Genomic DNA, 23,740 nt, shown 5'->3' with positions numbered 1-23,740 from the left:
TTTTATTTAGTTAAGCTCTGATGCAGCTTCTTGATCTAAAACAATTGTTAGGTTCGGGTGTGTTTGCAGTAAAGATGCGGGCACCTCATTTGTAATGGGACCGAAAAAGGCTTGTTTAATAATACTTGCTTTTTTCTTCCCAGTCGCAAATAAGACAATTTCTTTAGCTCTCATCACACTTTTAGGTCCCATTGTAACGTAAAGATCAGGGCGTTCATTTTCATCGCCACCGACCTCATTTAATAAAATATCTTTCATATTTTCGGTAGCATTCTCATCTACCACAGAAGTTAAATCTTCAAATTTTGTTGTTCCAGGCAAATTTCCACAGTAATGTCCATCAGCGCCAATACCTAATAAAATCAAGTCTAATCCACCGTCTTGTTCAATCCTTTTATCCTGCGATTTGTAGTTGATTTCGTCTAATGGATGAATCTGGCTCTCAGGAATTTCTGCTGGTTTAAAGAAAAGGTTATTGAGATTTGTCATAGTTACACCATACCCTTTTTTCTGTCTGAACGGGATTTCATCAAAGTTGTAATAATGAACGTTATCAAAATAAGATTTGTTTTTTACATCAGCAACCAAGTACTCGTACATTTTAACTGGTGTTGAGCCTGCGGTAATTGCTAAGTTGACTCGTTTTTGTTGGTGCATTTTTCCTAGTAGAATGTTAGCAGCAACGCGGCTCATTTTTTCGTAGTTTTCTTCAATAATGATTTTCATTTTTTGCACATCTCCTTCTTTTTGTTTAACTTATCATGTGGGAACCATCCCATGTCAATGGCATTTTTATAGGCAAAGTAATTTCATTATTTTTTTATTCGGCTTATGATAAAGAAAAAGAAGAGGTGAAGTGGTCATGGAACATAATTACGAAAAAGCAATTTTTGCTGGCGGTTGTTTTTGGTGTATGGTCAAACCTTTTGATACGCAACCAGGTATTATTTCAGTTGTAGCTGGTTACACAGGAGGACATGTTGAAAACCCAACTTATGAACAAGTCACAACAGGAACAACTAGTCATACAGAAGCGGTTGAAATAACGTATGATCCCACGATTATGTCATACGAAAAACTAGTAGAAACGTATTGGCAACAAACAGATCCAACAGATGCTTTAGGGCAATTTGCAGATCGCGGTGATTCTTATCGTCCTGTTATCTTTTATGCAAATGAAGCACAAAAGGAAATTGCTGAAAAATCCAAAGCGACACTACAAGCAAGTGGTCGTTTTACTCAGCCAATCGTTACAAAAATTGAACCAGCTCAGCCTTTTTATCCAGCAGAAGACTATCATCAAGATTACTATAAAAAACACAGTGTACACTACAATCTATATCGAGAAGGATCTGGACGAGCTGGATTTATTCGGAAAAATTGGAAAAATAAATAGATAAATGGAGAGGCTGGAACAAAAGCACCTAACTTCGAGAAAGAAGAAGGAGTTAGGCGTTTTTACTCCAAACTTTTACTGGATTTGAGATGGCTGAGATATGACTCTTAGAGTTATGACCCAACCACGTTATTAATTATTTGTATAGAAATACAATAAATAAACCGAGACTTAAAAAAGGGACAAACGGTAGCTGAGTTTGTTTTTGGTGTAGGAGTAATCGATAAAGAACAATGAAAATCAAGCCACTACTGCTAGCAACAAACAATAAAAGAATCAAAGACTGCCCACCCAAAAGTGCTCCCCAGAAAGTCAGTAAAATAATATCTCCTCCACCTATGGAATGAGGAAGAACATAATTTAATAGATGTAGACTAACGAATAGAATTAGACTTGTCAAAAAATCAAGTGGTAAGGCTAAATACATATGAATGATACTTAATAAAATAGCTGAAGGATAAAAAATGACTGGTTCCACTATTAAATAAAAAATATCTGTCAAAGAAAGCAGAATAGCTGTAAATAAAAACAATAGAAAGTATAACGGCTGAATATTTATGAAAGTCACTAGTAAACAAAGAAGACCGCAAAGCAGTTCGCTTAAAAAATACACGATTGATAATTTCTGCTGACAATAGCGACATCTAAAGCGTACAAATAAAATAGACAGAATTGGGATTAGTTCAAATGATTTTAGTGGTGTCTGGCAATAAGAACAATGAGAAGCAGGAAATAAAATGGATTTCCCAGCAGGCACACGTTCTGCGACTAAACAAAGAAATGAACCGATGACACATCCAATGAGAAAATGAATAAACAACATAAAAAAACTCCCTTCATTACATAAATACGCAACTTACTTTTTTTTCACTAGACAATTCTTTTTTTATTAGGAATAATGAAAGTGAGAAATGAGGCGATAAAATGGAGAAAATAGCAATCGGTGTAGATATGGGAACGACTCAAACAAAAGCAGTAGCTTTTAATCAAGATGGAACAGTCCGAACATCAGCCTATGTTCGCTATCCACTTATTCAAGAGACAGAAGGTATGGCAGAACAAGAGGTGAATCAAATTTTCCAAGCAGTTCTTACATGCATCAAACAAGTTGTCTTTGAGGTGCATCCGCTTGAAGTTTCATTGGTATCATTTTCTACAGCGATGCATGGGCTGATTGTAATGGATAAAAAAAATCAACCGTTAACGCAAGTCATTACATGGGCAGACAATCGAGCGGAAAAATATGCAGAAGAATTAAAAGATACTGCTGTGGGGCAAACGCTGTATCAAAATACAGGTTTGCCTATGCATCCAATGACGCCTTTTCATAAAATTCGTTGGATAAAAGAAGAATTACCTGCTATATATAATCAAGCAGTGATGTTTATTGGTATGAAAGAGTATGTTTTTTATCAGTTATTTGATCAATATATTACAGATATTAGTACAGCTTCAGGTACAGGATTTTTAAATATTCATGATCTTACTTGGGATCAACAAGCGCTATCTGAGATGGGGATTAACGCAGAGCAATTGCCTAAATTGGTGAAGCCGACACATCAATTGATTGGATTAAAAAATGAATGGATAGAAGTGTTAGGTTTGTCAGCAAAAACGATCTTTGTCTTAGGCGGTGCGGATGGTCCGCTATCTAATTTAGGTTTAGGGGCTCTAGCGAAGGGAACTGCTACATTAACTGTTGGAACAAGCGGTGCGTTACGATATATTGTCGAAAAACCGAGTACACATCCGCAAGCAGAGACCTTTTGTTGTGTTTTAGATGAAAAACATTGGGTGATTGGCGGAGCTACTAGTAATGGTGCAGGCATTTTTGATTGGGCGTGTGAAACATTATTAAAAGAAGTTCAAGATGTAGCTCGTATGTCTGGGAAAAATCCTTATGACGAAGTAATGAAACTTGTAGACGAAACGCCAGTAGGAGCTAAAGGATTGCTATTTCATCCTTATTTATTAGGAGAACGTGCACCATTATGGGATGCAAAAGCAACAGGTAGCTTTGTTGGTTTAAAACGAACCCATGATAACAAACTCATGATGCGAGCTGTAATTGAAGGGATTTGTTTAAATTTAAAACGTATTTTGACAGAATTGGAAGACCTAGGTGGACCGATAAATGAAATTCGAGCGACAGGCGGCTTTGCTGATTCAGAGGTGTTTAAAAAAGTGATGGCCGACGTTTTGGGCTACAATCTTTCTCTGACACAAAGTATTGAAGCGTCGGCGTTAGGAGCGGTCTTGTTAGGTTGGCAGAGTTTAGGAGAGATGGCTGACCTAGAGGCTGCATGTAAACAAGTGAAGGTTTATGAGATAATAAAGCCCAATAACAAAAACCATCGAGTATATCAGCAAATGTATCCATTATTCGTAGTAACACAACAACAAATGTGTGCCAGCTATCATCAACTAGCAAAGTTAAGAGCAGATTTAGGCTAAAGTTTTTTTGACAAATATCTGCGGACTTGTTTTACTAGTAAGTAAGAGAATGGAGGAAAGGAAATGAAAAAATTATGGATGACTTCTTTGGTTTTGGTAATAGTATTGCTGACAAGCTGCGGAGGCAAAGGAATCTCAGCAGAAGATGCAGGAGAATTATTTGTTGATCGCCTTGTCTATCAAGAAGAAGAAAGTACATTTGCTAAAGAATTTCGTGATGGGAAAAAAGCTGGCAAAGAATTAGATAAAAATAGCCAAATTTTTGAAGAAAGTTTTGCTCAAGGTTTGTCTTCCGCGGGCGCAAAAGTTTCAAAAAAAGAAGCTAAGGAATTAACAAAAGAACTTTTACGACAAGTAAAAGATAAAACAACGTACAAAATTGTTCAAGTGGATGAAAAAAAGAATGGAGCAGAAATTACCTATTATGTTACGGGTTTAGATCTTGTAAGTGCGATGAAGGAAATGACAAGAGAGTTAGTCAAAGACACGCTAGCTAACCCAGAGTTAGCCAAAGATGATCAAAAAACACTGGATTCAACATTTTCTATTTTAAAAGAGCAGTTACAGACAATTAAAGTCAAAACAGATCCAGTTGCATTAAAAGTGCATTTAGAGAAAGAAAAAGGCAAATGGTTTGTACCGAACGATAAAAAGGATGAAGTATCCAATTTGTTCATGGCTTTTATCTCAGGTGCAAAAAATAGTGATACAATGAATAAAGAATTACAAGAAGCGATGAACGATGTGGCAAAAGAGATTATCGATTCAATAGATAAACAACCGATTCTTAACAACAACTAGTGTTTCAGTTTATAATAATTATTAAATAAAAAATATTATTAAAATGAAAGATTTTAGTGTACTTTTTTGTCGTTTCGTACTACAATTATAGATGTAGATAAAGAATTTAGGAGGATGATGTATAATGAAATTTGAACAAACAAAAGAAGTATTGAATCAGCTTGTTGCAGACTTAAGCCAGTTTTCAGTGGTTATTCACCAGACTCATTGGTATATGCGTGGACCAGAATTTTTGACATTGCATCCAAAAATGGACGAATTTATGGATCAAATCAATGATCAATTAGATGTTATTTCTGAACGTTTAATCACATTAGACGGAGCTCCTTACTCAACATTACAAGAATTTGCCGATCATACTGGTATTGCAGATGAAATTGGCACATATGAGCGCACAATTCCTGAGCGTATGGAAAAATTAGTAGAAGGTTACCGCTATTTAGCAGATTTATATCAAAAAGGAATTGAGGTTTCTGGTGAAGAAGGCGATGATTCTACACAAGATATTTTTATCGCAAATAAAACAGATATCGAGAAAAATATTTGGATGTTGCAAGCAAAATTAGGTAAAGCACCTGGTATTGATGCAGATTCACGTACGAAAACTCGTTAATTAAAAAGGTATAGAAGATAGCGCACTATCTTTTATACCTTTTTTCCTTTTCCAATGTCCGTTTGCTACGCTCAATCGCTTTTTTTACTTGATCGAATCCTGTTCCACCATAAGAATGTCGACGTTCGATTGCTGTTTTTGATGCTAGGGTTTGATAGATGTCTGATTCGATCAAAGGTGTAATTGCTTGGTAATCTTCCAGAGAGATATCTTGGAGATAGATGCCCTTTTTTGTACATTCTAAAACTAATTTTCCAACAATTTCATGTGCTTGCCTGAAAGGTATCCCTTTACTAGCAAGATAGTCCGCAAGTTCTGTCGCGTTTGAGAAATCTTTTTCGGTGGACTTTTCCATCGTCTCTTTATTCAATTTCATCGTTTCTACCATGCCCGCCATGATCTCTAAACTAGTCAAAATCGTGTGAGACGTATCAAACATGCCTTCTTTGTCTTCTTGCAAGTCTTTGTTATAAGTTAGGGGTAGTCCTTTTAAAACCGTTAAAAGGCTAAATAGATTGCCGTATACGCGGCCGGACTTTCCTCTAATTAATTCTGCCATATCTGGATTTTTTTTCTGAGGCATAATAGAGCTGCCTGTAGAAAAAGTGTCAGTTAATTCAATAAATTGAAATTCATGGCTACACCATAAAATGATTTCCTCGCAAAAGCGTGATAAATGCATCATTAAAATTGAGCTGTTACTAAGAAATTCCAAAATGAAATCACGATCACTAACCCCATCTAAACTATTTTCGTAAATCGTAGAAAATCCTAGTAATTCAGCGGAATAAGCTCGATCAATTGGAAAAGTCGTTCCAGCGAGAGCCGCACAACCTAAAGGAGAAATATCAATACGTTTCAAACTTTCGGAAAAACGTTCTTGATCACGAGTCAGCATCCCGTAATAAGCCATCATATGATGCGCAAATGAAATGGGTTGTGCATGTTGTAAATGAGTGTATCCTGGCATGATTGTTTCGATGTTTTCCTCAGCTTTATGAACCAACACTTGACGAAACAGATGGAGTTTTTGACTTACTTCTTGAACGATTTCTTTTAAGTACAGATGCATATCTGTCGCTACTTGATCATTTCTACTACGACCTGTATGCAATTTTCCAGCTAAAGAACCGATTTCTTCATGTAGATATTTTTCAATATTTAGATGAATGTCTTCGTTTTCTATAGTGAATACAAGTTCTCCAGCTGCTAATTTATGCTGAATGGTCTTAAGTCCAGCGATTATTTGTTGGGCTTCATCTTCAGTTAAAATACCAGTTTTTGCTAGCATTTTTACATGTGCTAAACTGCCTATAATATCCTGTTTGGCTAATTTTTGATCGAAAGAAATAGAAGCGCCAAAGGCATCAATCCAGGTTTCACTCTTTCCTTCAAAACGTCCACCCCATAATTTTTCCATTACGCATCCCTCTTTTGTGTATGATTATTCATTATTGAACGCTACTAATCACTAATTATCTTTAGTAAGTGAAGCTTGAACTTCTGCATGGACTTTTGTTGGTAACCCCCAAAGCTTAATGAAGCCGACAGCAGCATCTTGATCGAAAGTATCGGCAGATGTGTAAGTAGCTAGGTTTTCATTATATAAACTATTGTCAGATTTACGTCCTTCGACAATTGCATGACCTTTAAATAATTTTACACGCACGACGCCATTTACATATTTTTGCGTAGACTTTAAAAAAGTAATCAAGGCATCAGTTAGTGGATTGAACCATAGTCCATCATAAATCAGTTGGGAAAGTTGATTTTCAATAAGTGGTTTGAAATGAGCAACTTCACGGACAAAGGTCAAATCCTCTAACTCTTTATGGGCGGTCATCAAGGTAATAGCTGCCGGACATTCATACACTTCACGAGATTTGATTCCGACTAAACGGTTTTCAACATGATCGATTCGGCCGATGCCGTGTTTGCCAGCTAAATCATTTAAGTAGAGGATCAGGTCAGACAACAACATTTCTTGACCGTTAATCGCAGTAGGTACACCTTCGATAAACGTTAATTCGATAATGTCTGCTTCATTGGGCGTATTTTCTAAACTAGCGGTTAGCTCGTAAGCTCCTTCTGGTGGTGTTGCCCAAGGATCTTCTAGAATACCGCATTCATTGGCACGTCCCCAAAGATTTTGATCAACAGAATACGGATTATCCAAATCGGCAGGTACGGGAACGCCTTTTTCTTTAGCATAATTGATCTCTTCTTCCCGTGACCATTTCCATTCACGAACAGGTGCAATCACATTGAGCTCGGGTGCAAGGGCGTTGATTGCTACTTCAAAACGTACTTGGTCATTCCCTTTTCCTGTACAACCGTGGGCAATGGTGGTGGCACCTGTTTCATGTGCTAACTCTACTAATTTTTTAGCAATTAGAGGGCGGGATAGGGCAGAGACTAATGGGTAAGATTGCTCGTAAAAGGTGTGTCCTTGTAACGCTATTAAAGCAAATTCATGAGCAAATTCTTCCTTTGCATCAACAGTGTAAGAAGCGGAAGCACCGACTTCGAGTGCTTTATTTTTGATGAAGTCTAAGTCTTTTTTTTCACCAACATCTAAGCAGCAAGCAATTACATCATATCCTTCATCGACTAACCACTTAACTGCAACAGAGGTATCTAATCCGCCAGAATAGGCTAACACAACTTTTTCTTTCATCCAAAACACTCCTTATTTTCTAATTTATCTTTTTTGATTGTTCTCATCATAGCACTTGAAAATACAAAAATCAACACTTTTTATAAATAATTATGCATTATTTCGATTAAAAAGGATAAAATATACAGTCCGAAAGGAGGCGGTTGGCGTAGTATACATTACGCATAATTTTGACTGATGCATTTTTTAAATAAAAATTATTTTTTAGAATGGTCAGAGAGTGAAAGAAAAAAAGGGGAAAAACACAGAAATTCATTGACTTTACTAGCGATAGAGGGTATTATGTTAAATGGTATTGTTTGCCCCACAATGAGCCCCGGAAACTCAAGTGTATGTCAAACATCGAATAGAAAATTGGAGGAAAAAAACGTGCGTACAACATATATGGCCAAAGCTGGCGAAACAGAACGTAAATGGTATGTAGTAGATGCAACAGACGTTCCTATGGGTCGTCTTTCAACTGTAGTCGCTTCTATCTTACGTGGAAAAAATAAACCAACATTCACACCTCATGTGGATACTGGAGATTTCGTAATCGTAATCAATGCAGACAAAGTTAAATTAACAGGTAATAAAGCAACTGACAAAATTTACTACCGTCACAGTCAATACCCAGGTGGATTGAAATCTGTTACTGCTGGTGAATTACGCGATAAAAACTCTCGTCGTTTAATTGAAACTTCTGTAAAAGGTATGCTTCCTAAAAACACTTTAGGTCGTAAACAACTTACTAAGTTAAATGTATACGGTGGAGCTGAACATCCACATGCTGCACAACAACCAGAAGTATTAGATATCACTAACCTAATTTAAGGAGGGAAATTCATTGGCTCAAGTACAATATAGCGGCACTGGCCGTCGTAAAAAATCTGTTGCCCGCGTACGTTTAGTACCAGGTACTGGTAAAATTACTGTAAATAAAAAAGACGTTGAAGAATATATTCCACACGCTGACTTGCGTGAAGTTATCAACCAACCATTTGGTGTAACTGAAACTAAAGGCGCTTATGATGTAATGGTAAACGTTAACGGTGGAGGCTACTCTGGTCAATCAGGTGCAATCCGTCACGGAATCGCACGTGCATTGTTAGAAGTAGATCCTGATTTCCGCGGAGCTTTAAAACGCGCTGGTCTTCTTACTCGTGATGCCCGTATGGTAGAACGTAAAAAACCAGGTCTTAAGAAAGCCCGTAAAGCTTCACAGTTCTCAAAACGTTAATCTTTGTTATATCAAGGATTTCAAGACACTTTCCAGTTTTTGGAAGGTGTCTTTTTTTGATTTGGTTACGAGTTTGGTTACGACTTTTACGTACCTCGTAACTAATTACTCTTGTTTTGCTTGTCTATATTCTTCTAAACGTTTAATTGTGTCAATTTTTGTTTGGTCATTTGTATGCCCGTAAACGTCTCGAATCATGTTGGAAGTTTCTGCATGACCGACAAGAGATTTAATAATTAAACCGTCTATTCCTTGATTGAGTAAATCTGAAACAAAGGTGTGTCTTAAACCATGAGGGATGATATGAGGAAGTCCATATTTTTTCTCTAGTTGGTTTAACTTATTGTTCAACCAATCGGTATGAAGTGGTTGGTTGACGTCGCCTTTTTGATTCACATAGGTAAATAGAAACTGTTGAGCTGTTTGTTTAATTCCTAGTTGTTTCAATTCAATTTCTTGTTTTTGCTTCCATTCTTTTAATAAATTTACAATGGTATCATTGATTGGAACATCTCGAAAGCGGTAGCCATTTTTCATTCCTTCTACACGCTCATATATGCCAGTTTCTTTGTTCTTAACTAACTTATGTGATAAAGAGATTAATTGTTTTTGAAAGTCAATATCAGCCCAAACGAGGGGATAAATTTCACCTTTTGTTGCACCTAAATAATAAGTTAAAGCTAAGAGGGTATAGTTTTGAAAGCCATGTTCTTTTTTCATTAATTCTAAAGATTCTTGAACCGTTTCAATTGAATAATATTTCTTTCGCCGTTTCTGTTCCTTTTTTCGTTTGAGTGCTTCATTTACAGGCATTTCCAGTAATTCATAAGGGTTAGTAGCGATATAGCCTTTTAGTAAAGCATATTTCATTACTTGCTTTGTATAAGATACACAAACCTTGAAATTTGCATAAGGTTTAATCTTCTTTTCTTCGTCACCAAATGCCCATAAAATTTGAAGATTTTCTAGAATATCAAATGACACATGCTTTATTTTTTTATCTCCTAAATAAGGGAGAATGTGAAGACGAAAAACACTTTTCGTTCGATCTAATGTACTTTGTTCATGGTGTTTAGTAATAATATACTTCTTTTTCCACCACATTTCATAAACTTCTTTAAAGGTGTAATCGCCTTTCTTTTTCTTGAATTCTCCCTTTAGTTTTTGGAGTTTCGCTTCTTGTTCAAGAATCATAGCTTCTTCTTTTGAATCGGCATAGGCAACAAATCGAGAGAAACCAGCACCCATGTAGACATTTACTTTATATTTTCCATTATTCATTTTTTTAATTGCCATAGTTTTTCCTACTTTCCTTCTTGCACGTCAGAATGTAAGACCACTATAAAGTGAGTGTAACATGCTTCAAGCTGACTGACTAAACTTTTTTAACCAGCAATCAACTTCTATTTTGTCATATAGAACAACGCCTTGAATATTTATTTTGGGTAATCCTTCTACAATCAATTTATCTAAAGTGTTGTTGGATAAATTGAGGTAGTTACAGAGTTGTTTCTTTTTGATATAACGTGTATTTAAAGCAAATTCTGTTCTAAATTGGTTAACTTCGGTTGTTAATAATTGGTGAATGGTTTGTTGTAAATGTAGCTGTTGTTGTTCGGATAATAGAATAGTGAGTTCATTCATGAATATCTCCTCCAGTTTTTTTGATTTTTGTGTAACGAACTTTGCTTTCTTCAAACATAAGTATTGGTTCTGTTACTTCGTATAAGTTCCATTCTCTAAAAAAGAATGGTTTCTTTTTTGTGTATTCTTTCGTTACTAATACTTTTTGATTAGAAACATTATAGGGTGTATCTGTTCGTTTCTTTGTCTCTTTAGGAAGGCGTAAATTTTGAGATTTGAAGAAAGCTTTCTTTTTATGTTCCTTTAGCTCTAATTCTTTATCAAAATATTTACTGATATATCTTCCTCGATTTTCGATACTATCCACATCAATTTTATTAATTCTAACTGCACCATGTCCCCATATGCTCAAAAGTTGTTTATGAGGAACGTAAGGGAAGTGAAAGAGAATAATGTGATAATGGATAGCTCCGCGTTTTTGCTTCTCCCACGTAGCTAAATAGCGAATGTGAGCTTTCTTGGTTTTATATAATTGGTAATTTAATCGTTTAATAAATTTTTTGAACTCACTATTTGTATAGTCAATGTCTTCTATGTTTTCTTTAAAGGTTAATGTTAGAAATTTCGTTTGTTTGTCAAAGTTTGTGTCAATTAATCGTGCAATATCAAATCGTTTGGTTTTATAATGTTTTTGTTTTCTCTTTAAACTGTCATATTGTCCTTGTGCAGATAGTTCATCGAATTTTTTTCGTATTGTTTTATCTTCTAGCCATTCAAGTTTTTCTTTTTTCGTTTCTTCTGTTTTTGATCGTTTTGAATAGATTGGTTGCTCATATTCCCAAATTTCTATATACGTAGGAGTTTCAATGATTTTCTGATTGTAACTCGTATGCAGTTTTTATCACTCCTAAAAGTAGAAATTGAGTGGCGAATGACAAACTAAGTCTCGTGCCTTTATTTTCGCCAGATGTTGTCCTATAGAACAAGTAAAGGGGAAGAAAGGCGTTGCCTTTCTTCCAGACAACACGTCCATCGTGTGGTTGTTTTCGATCGGAAAGCGGTGTTGGGCTTGCTTGCCCTACCGCTTCCGTCGAAACCACCCGCTGGAAGTATTGTCAGAATCAGGTGCGGAAGTTTTCTCTATCTGTTTTACTCTGTGGGATAAATCAATGATTCGTTTGTCTAGGTCATGATGCTGTTTGACTAACGCATGGATAACCTTATCTCTTTCTCTCAATTTTTCATTGAAAATCTCTGTAATAAAGTCAATGAGTTCATGATGTTTCATCAAATCAACTTTCTTATGAACATCAAATAATTGTCTTAAAGCTTTATCACGTCCAATTTTCGGAATTAAATGAGCGACTTCTTGAAGTTTTTGAATTTCTTCTGTAGAAAATACTCTTGTTTTCCGATGATGTTTTGTTTGTCCTTTTCGTCCATGACTGGCAAAGGGGATATACTCGTATTGAAAAGTATACTCACATTCTTTTTGAATGAAATTTGCCCACTTATTTAACGTAGATAGAGAGTGAAGCCCATGAACTTGTTGAACGACTTCATGGGCGGTAAAAAATTGCTCTTCCATTATTTTTGAGTAACGAGTTTTGCAGATTTTGCCGTAGCAGAAAGTCCGTAACTAACAAATTGCCCATTTGCACGACCCCAAGCCGAGATAGTTAATCCATCAAACCCAACTAAAACCATCCCTTGTTTTTCTAACTCTTCTTGGGCAATAACAGGAAATTCACTTGTAACTTTCACACTGACTTTTTCATATCTTAATTTTGGTAAGACACATTCATATGTCCAACCCAGTGCTTCACCGTCTTTTTGCCATCTTGTTACTTGTACTACTTGGTATTCTTTTTCTAATTTGCTTTCTGGTAGAACTAAATCACTAATTTTTACTGCCATTTTACATTCCTTCTTTCTTTAGTACGAATTTTAGTACAAGTGTAGTATAAAATAAGATTAGATAGTTTGTCAATATATTTTAGTACAAAAAATAGTACAAATGTATTTTACTCTAATTATGGAATCTGTTATGATGAATTTAGCATATTAGTTGAAAGGAACAAGAATTATGAAGCCCAATAAAAAAAGAGTTGGAGAAAGAATTAAAGAAATTAGGACAAATTTAGGTTATAGTATGGATGAATTTGGTCAATTAGTTGGCGATTCTCCTAGAAGTTCTGTTAATAATTGGGAAAAAGGGGTTAGTCTCCCAAAAAAAGAAAAGTTAGATAAGATTGCTTTATTAGGAAATAGAATGCCAGAAAAAGTATTGTATGGTGAAGCTGATGAATATTTATATGATTTAATCGAACAGAATTTTGGTGTGAGACTTAGCAACAGTATTCTTTTAGAAATTTTTGAAACAATTCCACCAGAAAAACGTAAGTATGATGATATGATGTGGTTGGCAGTTGCTAAATATTTCATAGACAATGGAACATACGGAAAAAGCGTCGGGGAATTTGTTTATACTTCTGTGTTGGGCTTGCCTAATTTGTATGCTGGAAGTTATAGCAATGATTTTATAGAACAGAGTGAAAACTTTAGTCAGCTGGACACAATGTATTATGTTTATGCGGATGTAGAAAAAAATACAATGCACGTGACACCGTTTGCCCCTAACGAGAAAAATAAAAAATTGTATTTCTCTTTTCCAGAATTTTTAGAGAAAAAAGGAGAGCATAATATTTTTACTGCTAATTTTGAGGAGATTGGATTAACAATAGATAATTCAACAATTATCTACTATGGAATTGATAAAGAGCAACTAGAGGAAGTTGTTAAAGTTTATAGATACAGTGAAGTAAGTGATCTTTATAAGGTTGAATTAGCACCAAAGAACCGTTTGAAAATGTTCAGTGAAGAAGTTCAGAAGGAAATACAAAATTTAAAGAGATAGAATCGTTTTAGAGATAAACCCCAACAAAAGAAGTCAACAGCACAAAACGCTGTTGACTTCTTTTATTGGGCATATAGTTTTGTCTGTACCCCGAGGAACTCACAAAATAGCAATACTTTGGCTAGTTCTCAGAGGCTTTTAGCGTAACATGCCCACCGTTTGCAGAAACCAATGAGCTAGTCGTTGTAAAAGTACAATTCTCGCCCCTTAGAATCCAGCAAAATAGCAAAAGATTTTTCGACTTTAACCTTAGGTCTGTTTTTTAACTCTTCAATTTGTTTTTCTAAAATTGTTGCATTGTTTAAGAAATCTTGATAGAAGGCGTTGAAAATATAAGAGCTAGCGTGAAATTCTTTCGTAATCTTTTTCTTATTGAAGGGCATGACGTCTCTGTTATTAAAAAAACTATTTAATACAGCTAAAGCTTCTTTCCATGAAGAAATTTGGTCAAATGTATCTTTTAATTGATACATATCCTGATACGTGATTTCCTTAATGGGGTGGTTGTTTTTTGTAATGAGTACTTCTTTTTTTGTTTCTTTATTCATTTTATTTTTCCTCCTAGAGTTGTTATTGTAAAAAGTTATACACATTAAAAATGTGCTTTAATTGAATTATAAACTTTTTAAAAATCAATTTCAAGAGAAATAGATTTTTAAAACTCGTATATTTAGTGTTTTATGTTGTAGAATTATGTGTGAGAGGAGAGAGGTATATGCACGAATCAGATTTACGAAATTTCATATCCAAAAAATTAAATTATTTTCGATTAAAAAAGAATGTTAGTGCAAGAGAGATGAGTTTAGCGATTGGACAAAGTGATAACTACATAAATTCGATTGAAAACAAACGTGTAACGCCTTCTATCCAAATGCTATATATTATTTGTGAGTATTTAGATGTTCCGGTAAATGAGTTTCTTAATGAAACAAAGACAAAAGATTATTATCTAAAAGAAATTAATAAGAAGTTAGTAGAATTTGAAAGCGAACAATTAGAAAGCATTTTAGCCATGCTGAAATCATTGTAATAAAAATAATCAAGTGATACTAAATTTGATTTTTAATCTTATATTTGGTATGATGATTGTGCGAAACGATACTATTTTATTAATGAAGCACAAAAACCACTCTACGGCGAATAGAGTGGTTTTCTTTTGCATTCGTTGCGACTACGAATGAGTGGGCTAGAAGAAACTTGCTTTTAGTCATTGTCTTTCTCATCTAACCAGTTCAGAAGAAAAAAGTGTAGCAAGTGTAAGTAAAAAAGTTGAGAAGTGTGGACAGAAGTTGCGAAGTAAAGTAAGCAGTTCAGAAGAAAAAAGTGTAGCAAGTGTAAGTAAAAAAGTTGAGAAGTGTGGACAGAAGTTGCGAAGTAAAGTAAGCAGTTCAGAAGAAAAAAATGTAGCAAGTGTAAGTAAAAAAGTTGAGAAGTGTGGACAGAAGTTGCGAAGTAAAGTAAGCAGTTCAGAAGAAAAAAATGTAGCAAGTGTAAGTAAAAAAGTTGAGAAGTGTGGACAAAAGTTGCGGAGTAAAGTAAGCAGTTCAGAAGAAAAAAGTGTAGCAAGTGTAAGTAAAAAAGTTGAGAAGTGTGGACAGAAGTTGCGAAGTAAAGTAAGCAGTTCAGAAGAAAAAAATGTAGCAAGTGTAAGTAAAAAAGTTGAGAAGTGTGGACAGAAGTTGCGAAGTAAAGTAAGCAGTTCAGAAGAAAAAAATGTAGCAAGTGTAAGTAAAAAAGTTGAGAAGTGTGGACAGAAGTTGCGAAGTAAAGTAAGCAGTTCAGAAGAAAAAAATGTAGCAAGTGTAAGTAAAAAAGTTGAGAAGTGTGGACAAAAGTTGCGGAGTAAAGTAAGCAGTTCAGAAGAAAAAAGTGTAGCAAGTGTAAGTAAAAAAGTTGAGAAGTGTGGACAGAAGTTGCGAAGTAAAGTAAGCAGTTCAGAAGAAAAAAATGTAGCAAGTGTAAGTAAAAAAGTTGAGAAGTGTGGACAGAAGTTGCGAAGTAAAGTAAGCAGTTCAGAAGAAAAAAATGTAGCAAGTGTAAGTAAAAAAGTTGAGAAGTGTGGACAAAAGTTGCGAAGTAAAGTAAGCAGTTCAGAAGAAAAAAATGTAGCAAGTGTAAGTAAAAAAGTTGAGAAGTGTGGACAGAAGTTGCGAAGTAAAGTAAGCAGTTCAGAAGAAAAAAATGTAGCAAGTGTAAGTAAAAAAGTTGAGAAGTGTGGACAAAAGTTGCGAAGTAAAGTAAGCAGTTCAGAAGAAAAAAGTGTAGCAAGTGTAAGTAAAAAAGTTGAGAAGTGTGGACAAAAGTTGCGGAGTAAAGTAAGCAGTTCAGAAGAAAAAATGTAGCAAGTGTAAGTAAAAAAGTTGAGAAGTGTGGACAGAAGTTGCGAAGTAAAGTAAGCAGTTCAGAAGAAAAAAGTGTAGCAAGTGTAAGTAAAAAAGTTGAGAAGTGTGGACAAAAGTTGCGGAGTAAAGTAAGCAGTTCAGAAGAAAAAAGTGTAGCAAGTGTAAGTAAAAAAGTTGAGAAGTGTGGACAAAAGTTGCGAAGTAAAGTAAGCAGTTCAGAAGAAAAAAATGTAGCAAGTTAGAAAAATTTAGTGATAGTAAAATTTAAAAAAGTTATAATGTTGAGTTAACAAGAAAAAGAAAGTACAATGTTAAATGAAAAGAGATGACATGAAAGTGTTAGGAGGATACTATGAATATAAAAACAGTCAATATAGAAAAGATACGAACAATGTCAGAGAGTGCTTTTTTTGATAGAAAATCGGGCAAAATTAAAGCGCAAAAATTGGCAGAGACATTAGTAGCATTTGCAAATACTAATGGTGGAATTGTGGCTGTGGGAATTGATGACGGGAATTTAGAAGGAGTTAATCAATTAGATTCAATTAAAATAAATGATCTTATTCAAGTGGGATATGATTGTTGTAAACCTGTGTTACCTATAAGGCATGAATTTAGAGAGATAACGAAATCAAATGGTAATAAGGATAGAATATTATTGATAGAAGTAGATCCTAGTTATGAAAAGGTATATTCAACAATGAAAGATAAAGTTTTTACTAGAGTAGGTGATGAAACTAAAGAGTTATCCTACGAACAGAGAAAAGATTTGGAATATGAGCGTGGTTCAAGAAGTTTTGAAAGCGAAACAAATTCAGAATGTTTGTTGGAAGATTTAGATGAATCTTTATTAGAACGTTTTAAAGAAATTCATGATTATAAGAAAGATGATATATGGAATCTTCTTTTTTCTAGAGGTTTAGCTAAGAGATTATCTAACAAGGAATATGTACTTACAAATGCATCAATAATATTATTTAGCAAGTATCCACATGTATTTTTGCCGAATGCTAAAATGAGATTTATTCGTTATGAAGGTTCAGAAGCGCAGACTGGAACTCGTATGAATGTAATAAAAAATGAAACGATAGAAGGTCCTCTTCCGACTATTTTATATAAAATAATAAATATCGTTGAAAATCAATTAAGGGAGTTTAATTTTCTTAATATAGGTACTAAAAAATTTGAAAAAGCTCCAGAATATCCTAAGGAAGCATGGATAGAAGGATTAGTAAATGCAGCAATTCATCGATCTTATAATATATCGGGAGATGATATTAGAGTTATGATGTATGATGATCGATTAGAAATCCAAAGCCCAGGGAAGTTTCCATCTATTGTTACACCTAAAAATATCAGGGAAGTTCACTTTTCTAAAAATCCCGTAATAGCCAGAACTATGAATGATTTAAAGTGGGTAAGAGAGTTTGGGGAAGGTGTGGATAGAATTTATAGCCAAATGGAAGCATTTTTTTTAGACGATCCTATATATGTAGAAAAAAATAACACTGTTAAATTGACTTTGAAAAACAATATCTATATTAGAAAATTACGGCAATCTGAAGATATTGAAGATAAGTTATCAATTGAGTGGTCTGAATTAACTTTAGGAGAACAACGAGCTTTATCTATTATTTATAATAAAGGAAAAATAAAAACAGCTCAACTGGCTAAGGACATGAAAAATAGTACAAATACTGCTAGAAAAATTTTAGAAAGTTTAGAAGCTAAGGAGACAATAGAAAAAATAGCCTCATCTCGTACTGATCCCAATCAATACTATGTTTTTAAAAATGATAATACCTATTAAATATTTTATCTAAATAAAGTAGTTTTTAACTATAGTTTATTGTAAAAATGATTTATAGAATATGATAAAAATAGTGGAAATTAGAAGCAAGTTACTTTAGATCAATGTTTCTTCATCTATAAGTAAAGAAATATTTAAAATGTCAAAAAATTGTATAACAGTATTGTTCTTCAATGTATTTTCCAACCAATATGTAAGCTAATATATTGTTATTTTAACATGCATAGTCTTGTTCTGATTCACGTGTATTTTTGGGTACGTCTTGAGGTACGAAGATATTAAAATATGATGAAATTCAATAAAACCGTAACTATTGGAATATTGTTCAATTCGTTGCTAATAAAGGGTTTTTCAACTCTTTCAAAATCTCTGTCACACAACCAGGTCTTAAGAAAGCTCGTAAAGCTTCACAGTTCTCAAAACGTTAATTATTGGAAGATACCATTCAATTACAATGTTTCAAAGCACTTTCCAGTTTTGGAAAGTGTCTTTTTTTGTTCTAAATAATAATGAATAATTCCAACACTAAAAACTCTGTTAACAGTAATTAATTTTCAATTAAATAAGAATAAACAATTGTTATTTCCAATAACCTGGAACCATATTAATATCTATTAAAAGCCAATTCTCAAAAATATTACATCTGTAAGATTCAAAACATCTCTTAGAGGTAGACGCAACTTGTAATATATATTACTATGGAAATTATAAGGATAGTTCGAGGACTTATGAAATACATGGGGGATTAATTATGAAAAAAGTGAAAAGAACTCTTTTGTTAAGTTTGTGTATGGTACTTTCAGGTGCATTAATCGGATGTAACAAACCAGCTAAATCAACCACTAATACGGATCGCTCTTTATCTAATACTAAAGTAACTTCTAGCTCTAAAGAAACCAAAGCATCAACAACTGAACAATCAAGCACCGTTCAAAATACAAAAGAAACGGATAAATCAGAGGAAGAAGTAAAAGAAGAGCCAACAGCAGAAGTAGCACCTGTAGAAATGAATCTATCACAAATTCAACAAGGAGATTATTCAAGTCTCAATGGCGCTTGGGGAAATGGCTTAGGTCAAACGATATTTGTGGAAAACAATACAATAAAATTTACCGACATTTCTAATCAGAAACAACCAGCGGAAATAATGGGACTAAGCGTAGACATACCCACATTAAATTCACCAGATGGGACACCTGAGTTAGTATCATATATGGGAGAAAATAACAAAGTTAAATCTTATGAACAGCAATTAACGCTTGAAGAAAACCAAGGTTTCATTGCCCTAAAAAGTAATCTACCTAGTGCAGCAATTTATGTATCGTTTTTACCAAAAGGGATAATGGGAGACTTACTCGAAGGTGATATCAGCAAAGATAAAATTGTCGCTGTAGGTACTCAAAACACTGGTACGGCTGTTCGTGCAGACTATGTGTATTATAAAATAGAGTAAGCCAAAAGTGACAAATTACTATGTACCCATAAAGAAATACTGTAATACCTGTATGAAGTACCTGCAAAAAGTGGGTACTTTTTTATGTGCTCCGTATCGAAAACCATGAAAAATGCATACTAAAAAGCGCCCCTATTTCTAGAGAGCGCCTAAAAAACTATTTAATAAACTCAATCTGTTGAAGACTCACTGGCTCTTTCTTTATAAAATTCTCTCAGAATCTCACGAACCTCATCCGTCGATTTCGTCCTCATTAATTTCACCCGTAAATCACTAGCACCGGGGAATCCCTTCACATAAATCTTAAAGAAACGATGTAAACCAACAATTGAGCGCGGAACGATTTTAGCATAATGATCTTGTAAATCAAGCTGCATCTCCAATAAGCCAAGTAACTTTGGAGGCGAATGCTCTTTTGGCTCTTTTTCAAATGCATAAGGGTTTTTAAAAATACCTCGACCAATCATAATGCCATTCACATCATATTGTTCAGCTAATTGTAATAAGTGTTTAGGGGGCTATTCGGTCGCGGATTTCCACAATTTGAGGAATTAAATCCCAATGAGCATCTACTTTACTCATCTCATTCGTGTCCGTAAATGAATCGATAAATTGGCAATATCTTGTTTCAATAGATGAGTAATCCAGTCTTCCATTTCTGCATACCCAATACGCGTTTTCACGCTAACTGGTAAGCCGCCAGCTTTTGCTGCATCGATTAATTCGGCTGCTCATCTTCAGTAAAAACGAACCGACCTTGCACGTTTTCTTTTCGATCGGGATGACAATAGCTATCTGAATTGGTAAATTCCGTGAAAAAAACATCTGACGCGTCAGCTTCTTTCACAACATGGCGAAAGACTACATCTGTCACATCTTCCATTGGTGCTAAAATAGAAAAGGCTTCGGTAATTCTGCCCAAAAATTAGTTGTCATTAGATAATCTCCAGTCTGTTACTCTCTAGTCCATTCTAAAAAATCATACTCATTATACTAACTAATAGTAGAAAGAATCAAAGGGAAGAGTTTGTCGGAGGTATGCGTTATGTATGCTGTAGATTATTTTGGGCATTTCGTGATAGGATAAAGTGGATGAGAGGGGAGCATAGGATAAAAATGGTTGAAAAAGAGTCAATAAAAAAATTTCTTGTGTATCATGATTGTTTAGAGACTTATTATCATTGTGTTTCTGTAGGGGATTATGCCTATGAATTAGGGAAGCTTTTTTTGGATGATCCTACTAAAGCTCAGATTGCTGGTTATTTGCACGATATTTCTGCTATTTATCCAAATGATCAGAGAATTGATGTAGCAAATGCAATGGGGATCACTTTGTGCAAAGAAGAAATAGAGTTTCCATTGATTATTCATCAGAAAATTTCAAAGGAAATAGCTTTGAATGAATTTAAGGTGGATGATCCAATGATACTATCTGCTATTGAATGCCATACAACGTTGAAAGAACAGTATTCGGAACTCGATTTAGTTGTGTTTATTGCCGATAAAATAAAGTGGGATCAACGAGGAGAGCCGCCATATCTTAGCGGACTTCTAAAAGCGTTGGATAGTTCTTTAGAAGAGGCTGCCTATTATTATATTGATTATTTGCTGAATCATGATATAAAAGTGATTCATCCGTGGTTAAAGGAAGCCTACATTGAATTGAAAAGTAAACGAAAGAAGTAAATGAATAAGGAATGCCTCCTGCAAAAAACGTTATACAGTTTTTTGTATGGAGCATTCCTTTTAAAAATAAGCATCCTTACTACTAAACAACGGTCCATTCATTCAACGTTTTACCGTTGGCATCTACTAATTCCAGCCAACTATTCGTCCCGCCAAAATATAAAAATAACCCCACTTCATTAACACTTTTTAAAATAATATCTTCAGTTGTAACGAAATTTTTTATCTGGTCTTTATGGTCCTGTCGGATTCTTTCTCCCATTTTTGCGGAGAAACCTAGGGAACCGTCTTTATTTAATGGTGGTTTTTTCATCAAGGTTGCTCCTGCTTTTAGAAGCATTTCATTTCGTTTGTGCCAAAGGGCAGTCGCTTTGCTCTCTCTGGTATCAATAAAGAATTCGATTTGACTGACTTCTTTTGTCCATTTATGACGAGCTTTAGCGGGTTTGGCGTTGGTCTTTTTAGGTTTTTCCTCCGAGGTCAATGAGTAGCCAAATGTTTTGAGAACTAGTAATACTTCGTTTTTATAGTTGGTGATGTTTTTTTCATAGTTTATGGGAATCTTTGTCTCTTTTTGAGAACTTTCAGCAAGCGTGATACCATTTTCTGTAGCCTCTGCAATGAATAGTTGTTCTAAATAGTTAAGTTCAATATCCCATGGAGGAGTGATGGTGATCACTTTGTTAAATTCTATATTCTCATAGGACGCCTTTGTTTCTGTTTTTCCAATTGCAACAAGAGTTGTGTCCATGAGTAAAAGATAAATGGAGCCTTGTTCCGATAGACCTTCTTGATTAGTAGTGTTAGATAAAGTAATAGTGCTTTGATGGTTATTAAGGTGAATCGTTGTTGTATTTTCGGTGATTAGTACGTCTAGTTTGATTTCCATGTTGGGCTCCTTTTGTAAATTGAAGTAATCGTCTAGATTTTATCATGAAACTGGAAATAAATCTTGCAGGATATCTAACGGAATTTATGATTTTTTAGCTAATTGGGTATTAAAGTGAGTATAAATCGCTGATTTTATTTGATAGAACAGATTTTTGGAGTAGAAGATAGCGATCTCCTTTTTTCTTAATCAGTCCTTCTTCTTGAAATTTTTTAATGACACGTAAAAGATGGCGATACGTTGTTCCAATTAGTTCAGGTAACGTACTTAGGTCAAGTTCAAAGCTGCCATCTTTTTCCGATGCCAGAATGTAGCTGGCAACTCTATTTTCAAGTGTGAAAGACATGTTGATTGATGTATTGGTTTCAACTGCATGAAGGGTCATTGCTAAATTATAAGCGACTTTTTTGACAAAATTAGTATCATTTAAAAGCTCATCACGGCAGTAGTTCATCGGAATCAATAGGCAACTACTAGGCTCAAGAAATTCGATTGAATTTAAAGAAGGGTTGTTGTAAATAAGTTCAATTTCGCCTAATATTCTAAATCCTGTAATCACATTTAAAATAGCTTCTTTGCCATTGCTCAATGTTCGATAAACACGAATTTTACCACTAAGCATGATACAGAAATATTCTGCAAATTCATCTTGTTTATACAAAGATTCACCTTCTTGTAAGGTACTTAAAAGAATCTGTGGATAATGGCGTTTTTGGATATAGCTATCTAAATGATGTTCTGTTATTTTTGCTACCAACAAATCCAGATCGTCAATAATTTTCATTTCTTTTCCCCCTGTGTGACAAATGTCATAGCTTGTTTGATATTTGTTTATTATACTGAATTCAACCAAAGAAATAAAGCCCTTACAAAACGAATATTAGTACATTTTTTAAGGGAATGCTTTTGGAAAAATGCAAAAGAAAGTTGGAGGAAGAAAAATGAAAATGATATTGGATTTGGACACTGGAATTGATGATGCATTGGCGATTGCGTATGCTCTTGGTCGACCTGAGATTGATTTGATTGGAATTACGACAGCTTTTGGAAACGTAACAATTGATAAAGCAGTCAAAAATTCATTGAGTATTTTGGAACTTCTTGGCAGAAGTGACGTTCCTGTTTTTGAAGGGGCGGCACATCCAAGTACAGCCACTTCGTTTATGACAACGGATCATTTGCATCGAATTCACGGACTAAACGGTATTGGTAATGTAGTGTTGGATGAACCAAAAGGTCAAAAAAGTACGATAACAGCAGTTGATTTCTTGATTGACGCTGCAGTTACTCATAACGAGGAATTGGTCTTAGTTGCGACTGGTCCTATGACTAATTTAGCTGAAGCAATCAAGAAAGATCGAGCAGCAATCGAAAAAATCGGGAAAATCGTAGTAATGGGCAGTGCGCTGACGGTACCTGGAAATATCAGCCAATTTGCAGAAGCGAATATTTATAATGATCCGGATGCTGCAAAGTATGTCTTGGAAAGCGGAATTCCTCTTGTATTGGTAGGGCTAGATGTTACGCTAAAAACAATGATTGAAGGATCAGACATTGCCTCATGGACAGAAGTGGATACAGCTGCTAGTCGTGCAATTACAGAAATGGCAACGTATTATTATACAAATGAATATGAAGAAGAAGAAATTGTTGGAGGCGCGTTACATGATCCATTAGCTGTTGAAGTAGCAATTAATCCAGCGATTATTACAGCTAGTTTGCCAATTAACTTAACTGTAGAAACAAAAGGCCCTTCTATCGGACGTACAACAGCTAATATGAGATTGTTGAACCAAAAAGAGAAAAGTGCTCAAGTTTGTGTTGATGTTGAAGGGGATTTATTTATTAAGAAATTCACGCAAACGGTTCATGAAATACTGAAATAGGTTCTGTTATGGT

The 23,740-nt window shown here is 34.6% G+C and carries 26 protein-coding genes and 1 pseudogene; 14 read left to right on the top strand and 13 right to left on the bottom strand.

Annotation, left to right across the window (positions count from 1 at the left end):
* Positions 1–6 precede the first annotated feature (6 nt).
* Positions 7–726: a glucosamine-6-phosphate deaminase gene (locus tag A5880_RS07165; RefSeq protein WP_086330906.1), complete on the bottom strand. Its 720-nt coding sequence runs from the start codon at positions 724–726 to the stop codon at positions 7–9.
* A gap of 136 nt (positions 727–862) precedes the next feature.
* Between A5880_RS07165 and msrA the strand changes: the two genes are divergently transcribed.
* Positions 863–1,396, top strand: coding sequence for a peptide-methionine (S)-S-oxide reductase MsrA (msrA, locus tag A5880_RS07160; RefSeq protein WP_086330907.1), 534 nt, complete (start codon positions 863–865; stop codon positions 1,394–1,396).
* 136 nt (positions 1,397–1,532) lie between these two features.
* On the opposite strand, the gene A5880_RS07155 is transcribed toward msrA, so the two are convergent.
* The gene (locus A5880_RS07155; RefSeq protein ID WP_086330908.1) at positions 1,533–2,219 is read right to left on the bottom strand and encodes a prepilin peptidase; all 687 of its coding nucleotides are present in this window, start codon (positions 2,217–2,219) and stop codon (positions 1,533–1,535) included.
* Between the two features lie 101 nt (positions 2,220–2,320).
* Here A5880_RS07155 and A5880_RS07150 point away from each other — a divergent pair, with 101 nt between their 5' ends.
* The 3 genes from A5880_RS07150 to A5880_RS07140 all read left to right on the top strand — a co-directional run bounded on the left by A5880_RS07150 (position 2,321) and on the right by A5880_RS07140 (position 5,264).
* Entirely contained in the window at positions 2,321–3,850 is a 1,530-nt protein-coding gene (locus A5880_RS07150) for a gluconokinase (RefSeq protein WP_086330909.1), read from the top strand.
* A 63-nt stretch (positions 3,851–3,913) separates the two neighbouring features.
* A complete protein-coding gene (locus tag A5880_RS07145) occupies positions 3,914–4,651 on the top strand; it encodes a DUF5105 domain-containing protein (RefSeq protein WP_086330910.1) in 738 nt (245 codons plus the stop codon).
* Between the two features lie 124 nt (positions 4,652–4,775).
* Positions 4,776–5,264: a Dps family protein gene (locus A5880_RS07140; RefSeq protein ID WP_086330911.1), complete on the top strand. Its 489-nt coding sequence runs from the start codon at positions 4,776–4,778 to the stop codon at positions 5,262–5,264.
* A 25-nt stretch (positions 5,265–5,289) separates the two neighbouring features.
* Here A5880_RS07140 and argH read toward each other — a convergent pair whose 3' ends face one another.
* Positions 5,290–6,684, bottom strand: coding sequence for an argininosuccinate lyase (gene argH, locus A5880_RS07135; protein ID WP_086330912.1), 1,395 nt, complete (start codon positions 6,682–6,684; stop codon positions 5,290–5,292).
* A 51-nt stretch (positions 6,685–6,735) separates the two neighbouring features.
* Complete coding sequence (locus tag A5880_RS07130; RefSeq protein WP_086330913.1) at positions 6,736–7,941, bottom strand: argininosuccinate synthase; 1,206 nt, start codon at positions 7,939–7,941, stop codon at positions 6,736–6,738.
* 384 nt (positions 7,942–8,325) lie between these two features.
* Between A5880_RS07130 and rplM the strand changes: the two genes are divergently transcribed.
* Both rplM and rpsI read left to right on the top strand, forming a co-directional pair.
* Entirely contained in the window at positions 8,326–8,754 is a 429-nt protein-coding gene (gene rplM / locus A5880_RS07125; protein WP_306298353.1) for a 50S ribosomal protein L13, read from the top strand.
* A gap of 13 nt (positions 8,755–8,767) precedes the next feature.
* The gene (gene rpsI / locus A5880_RS07120) at positions 8,768–9,160 is read left to right on the top strand and encodes a 30S ribosomal protein S9 (protein WP_010771970.1); all 393 of its coding nucleotides are present in this window, start codon (positions 8,768–8,770) and stop codon (positions 9,158–9,160) included.
* A 105-nt stretch (positions 9,161–9,265) separates the two neighbouring features.
* Here rpsI and A5880_RS07115 read toward each other — a convergent pair whose 3' ends face one another.
* From A5880_RS07115 to A5880_RS07095, 5 genes are all read right to left on the bottom strand, one after another.
* Complete coding sequence (locus A5880_RS07115; protein WP_086330914.1) at positions 9,266–10,456, bottom strand: site-specific integrase; 1,191 nt, start codon at positions 10,454–10,456, stop codon at positions 9,266–9,268.
* A gap of 66 nt (positions 10,457–10,522) precedes the next feature.
* Positions 10,523–10,804 carry a MerR family transcriptional regulator gene (locus A5880_RS07110; protein WP_086330915.1) on the bottom strand — a complete coding sequence of 94 codons (282 nt, stop codon included), beginning with the start codon at positions 10,802–10,804 and terminating at the stop codon, positions 10,523–10,525.
* Entirely contained in the window at positions 10,797–11,396 is a 600-nt protein-coding gene (locus A5880_RS16195; protein ID WP_473700993.1) for a rolling circle replication-associated protein, read from the bottom strand. Before A5880_RS16195 ends, A5880_RS07110 begins: the two co-directional genes overlap by 8 nt.
* Positions 11,397–11,822: 426 nt before the next feature.
* Complete coding sequence (locus A5880_RS07100; protein ID WP_086330917.1) at positions 11,823–12,332, bottom strand: hypothetical protein; 510 nt, start codon at positions 12,330–12,332, stop codon at positions 11,823–11,825.
* Positions 12,332–12,661, bottom strand: a complete 330-nt coding sequence (locus A5880_RS07095; protein WP_086330918.1) for a hypothetical protein — start codon at positions 12,659–12,661, stop codon at positions 12,332–12,334. Before A5880_RS07095 ends, A5880_RS07100 begins: the two co-directional genes overlap by 1 nt.
* Before the next feature lie 169 nt (positions 12,662–12,830).
* Between A5880_RS07095 and A5880_RS07090 the strand changes: the two genes are divergently transcribed.
* Positions 12,831–13,661 carry a helix-turn-helix domain-containing protein gene (locus A5880_RS07090; protein ID WP_086330919.1) on the top strand — a complete coding sequence of 277 codons (831 nt, stop codon included), beginning with the start codon at positions 12,831–12,833 and terminating at the stop codon, positions 13,659–13,661.
* 176 nt (positions 13,662–13,837) lie between these two features.
* Here A5880_RS07090 and A5880_RS07085 read toward each other — a convergent pair whose 3' ends face one another.
* The gene (locus A5880_RS07085; protein ID WP_179190442.1) at positions 13,838–14,209 is read right to left on the bottom strand and encodes a hypothetical protein; all 372 of its coding nucleotides are present in this window, start codon (positions 14,207–14,209) and stop codon (positions 13,838–13,840) included.
* A 167-nt stretch (positions 14,210–14,376) separates the two neighbouring features.
* On the opposite strand from A5880_RS07085, the gene A5880_RS07080 reads away from it, so the two are divergent.
* From A5880_RS07080 to A5880_RS07060, 5 genes are all read left to right on the top strand, one after another.
* Positions 14,377–14,691 carry a helix-turn-helix domain-containing protein gene (locus tag A5880_RS07080; RefSeq protein WP_086330920.1) on the top strand — a complete coding sequence of 105 codons (315 nt, stop codon included), beginning with the start codon at positions 14,377–14,379 and terminating at the stop codon, positions 14,689–14,691.
* Positions 14,692–14,950: 259 nt separating this feature from the next.
* Positions 14,951–16,003: a hypothetical protein gene (locus A5880_RS07075; protein WP_336577025.1), complete on the top strand. Its 1,053-nt coding sequence runs from the start codon at positions 14,951–14,953 to the stop codon at positions 16,001–16,003.
* A gap of 38 nt (positions 16,004–16,041) precedes the next feature.
* Complete coding sequence (locus A5880_RS07070; RefSeq protein WP_336577024.1) at positions 16,042–16,245, top strand: hypothetical protein; 204 nt, start codon at positions 16,042–16,044, stop codon at positions 16,243–16,245.
* Between the two features lie 110 nt (positions 16,246–16,355).
* Positions 16,356–17,813: an ATP-binding protein gene (locus A5880_RS07065; protein WP_086330921.1), complete on the top strand. Its 1,458-nt coding sequence runs from the start codon at positions 16,356–16,358 to the stop codon at positions 17,811–17,813.
* A gap of 751 nt (positions 17,814–18,564) precedes the next feature.
* Entirely contained in the window at positions 18,565–19,266 is a 702-nt protein-coding gene (locus tag A5880_RS07060) for a DUF6287 domain-containing protein (protein WP_179190443.1), read from the top strand.
* Positions 19,267–19,436: 170 nt separating this feature from the next.
* Here the strand turns inward: A5880_RS07060 and A5880_RS07055 are convergent.
* Positions 19,437–20,202, bottom strand: a pseudogene (locus A5880_RS07055) (tRNA-dihydrouridine synthase).
* 180 nt (positions 20,203–20,382) lie between these two features.
* Here A5880_RS07055 and yqeK point away from each other — a divergent pair.
* On the top strand, positions 20,383–20,952 hold the full coding sequence (gene yqeK, locus A5880_RS07050) for a bis(5'-nucleosyl)-tetraphosphatase (symmetrical) YqeK (protein ID WP_419469609.1): 570 nt from the start codon (positions 20,383–20,385) through the stop codon (positions 20,950–20,952).
* Between the two features lie 82 nt (positions 20,953–21,034).
* Here the strand turns inward: yqeK and A5880_RS07045 are convergent, their stop codons facing one another.
* Positions 21,035–21,841 (bottom strand): hypothetical protein, encoded by an 807-nt coding sequence (locus A5880_RS07045; protein ID WP_086330923.1) that lies wholly within the window; start codon positions 21,839–21,841, stop codon positions 21,035–21,037.
* Positions 21,842–21,950: 109 nt separating this feature from the next.
* The gene (locus tag A5880_RS07040; RefSeq protein WP_086330924.1) at positions 21,951–22,625 is read right to left on the bottom strand and encodes a cyclic nucleotide-binding domain-containing protein; all 675 of its coding nucleotides are present in this window, start codon (positions 22,623–22,625) and stop codon (positions 21,951–21,953) included.
* A gap of 157 nt (positions 22,626–22,782) precedes the next feature.
* Here A5880_RS07040 and A5880_RS07035 point away from each other — a divergent pair, with 157 nt between their 5' ends.
* Complete coding sequence (locus A5880_RS07035) at positions 22,783–23,727, top strand: nucleoside hydrolase (RefSeq protein WP_179190444.1); 945 nt, start codon at positions 22,783–22,785, stop codon at positions 23,725–23,727.
* Positions 23,728–23,740: the final 13 nt, after the last annotated feature.

Source organism: Enterococcus sp. 4G2_DIV0659 (assembly GCF_002140715.2).
GTDB lineage: Bacteria > Bacillota > Bacilli > Lactobacillales > Enterococcaceae > Enterococcus_L > Enterococcus_L mansonii.
The sequence above is the reverse complement of the archived record's forward strand: the minus strand, read 5'-3'. Positions and strand labels throughout refer to the sequence as shown.

Excerpts from the sequence above, each read along its gene's own strand:
- A5880_RS07065 (WP_086330921.1), top strand. The coding sequence starts at position 16,356 with ATGAATATAAAAACAGTCAATATAGAAAAGATACGAACAATGTCAGAG.
- A5880_RS07130 (WP_086330913.1), bottom strand. The coding sequence starts at position 7,941 with ATGAAAGAAAAAGTTGTGTTAGCCTATTCTGGCGGATTAGATACCTCT.
- yqeK (WP_419469609.1), top strand. The coding sequence starts at position 20,383 with ATGGTTGAAAAAGAGTCAATAAAAAAATTTCTTGTGTATCATGATTGT.
- A5880_RS07165 (WP_086330906.1), bottom strand. The coding sequence starts at position 726 with ATGAAAATCATTATTGAAGAAAACTACGAAAAAATGAGCCGCGTTGCT.
- rplM (WP_306298353.1), top strand. The coding sequence starts at position 8,326 with ATGGCCAAAGCTGGCGAAACAGAACGTAAATGGTATGTAGTAGATGCA.
- A5880_RS07150 (WP_086330909.1), top strand. The coding sequence starts at position 2,321 with ATGGAGAAAATAGCAATCGGTGTAGATATGGGAACGACTCAAACAAAA.
- A5880_RS07080 (WP_086330920.1), top strand. The coding sequence starts at position 14,377 with ATGCACGAATCAGATTTACGAAATTTCATATCCAAAAAATTAAATTAT.
- A5880_RS07095 (WP_086330918.1), bottom strand. The coding sequence starts at position 12,661 with ATGGCAGTAAAAATTAGTGATTTAGTTCTACCAGAAAGCAAATTAGAA.
- A5880_RS07155 (WP_086330908.1), bottom strand. The coding sequence starts at position 2,219 with ATGTTGTTTATTCATTTTCTCATTGGATGTGTCATCGGTTCATTTCTT.
- A5880_RS07035 (WP_179190444.1), top strand. The coding sequence starts at position 22,783 with ATGAAAATGATATTGGATTTGGACACTGGAATTGATGATGCATTGGCG.
- A5880_RS07115 (WP_086330914.1), bottom strand. The coding sequence starts at position 10,456 with ATGGCAATTAAAAAAATGAATAATGGAAAATATAAAGTAAATGTCTAC.
- argH (WP_086330912.1), bottom strand. The coding sequence starts at position 6,684 with ATGGAAAAATTATGGGGTGGACGTTTTGAAGGAAAGAGTGAAACCTGG.
- A5880_RS07145 (WP_086330910.1), top strand. The coding sequence starts at position 3,914 with ATGAAAAAATTATGGATGACTTCTTTGGTTTTGGTAATAGTATTGCTG.
- msrA (WP_086330907.1), top strand. The coding sequence starts at position 863 with ATGGAACATAATTACGAAAAAGCAATTTTTGCTGGCGGTTGTTTTTGG.
- A5880_RS07140 (WP_086330911.1), top strand. The coding sequence starts at position 4,776 with ATGAAATTTGAACAAACAAAAGAAGTATTGAATCAGCTTGTTGCAGAC.
- A5880_RS07100 (WP_086330917.1), bottom strand. The coding sequence starts at position 12,332 with ATGGAAGAGCAATTTTTTACCGCCCATGAAGTCGTTCAACAAGTTCAT.
- A5880_RS07085 (WP_179190442.1), bottom strand. The coding sequence starts at position 14,209 with ATGAATAAAGAAACAAAAAAAGAAGTACTCATTACAAAAAACAACCAC.
- A5880_RS07045 (WP_086330923.1), bottom strand. The coding sequence starts at position 21,841 with ATGGAAATCAAACTAGACGTACTAATCACCGAAAATACAACAACGATT.
- A5880_RS07110 (WP_086330915.1), bottom strand. The coding sequence starts at position 10,804 with ATGAATGAACTCACTATTCTATTATCCGAACAACAACAGCTACATTTA.
- A5880_RS07090 (WP_086330919.1), top strand. The coding sequence starts at position 12,831 with ATGAAGCCCAATAAAAAAAGAGTTGGAGAAAGAATTAAAGAAATTAGG.
- A5880_RS07060 (WP_179190443.1), top strand. The coding sequence starts at position 18,565 with ATGAAAAAAGTGAAAAGAACTCTTTTGTTAAGTTTGTGTATGGTACTT.
- A5880_RS07040 (WP_086330924.1), bottom strand. The coding sequence starts at position 22,625 with ATGAAAATTATTGACGATCTGGATTTGTTGGTAGCAAAAATAACAGAA.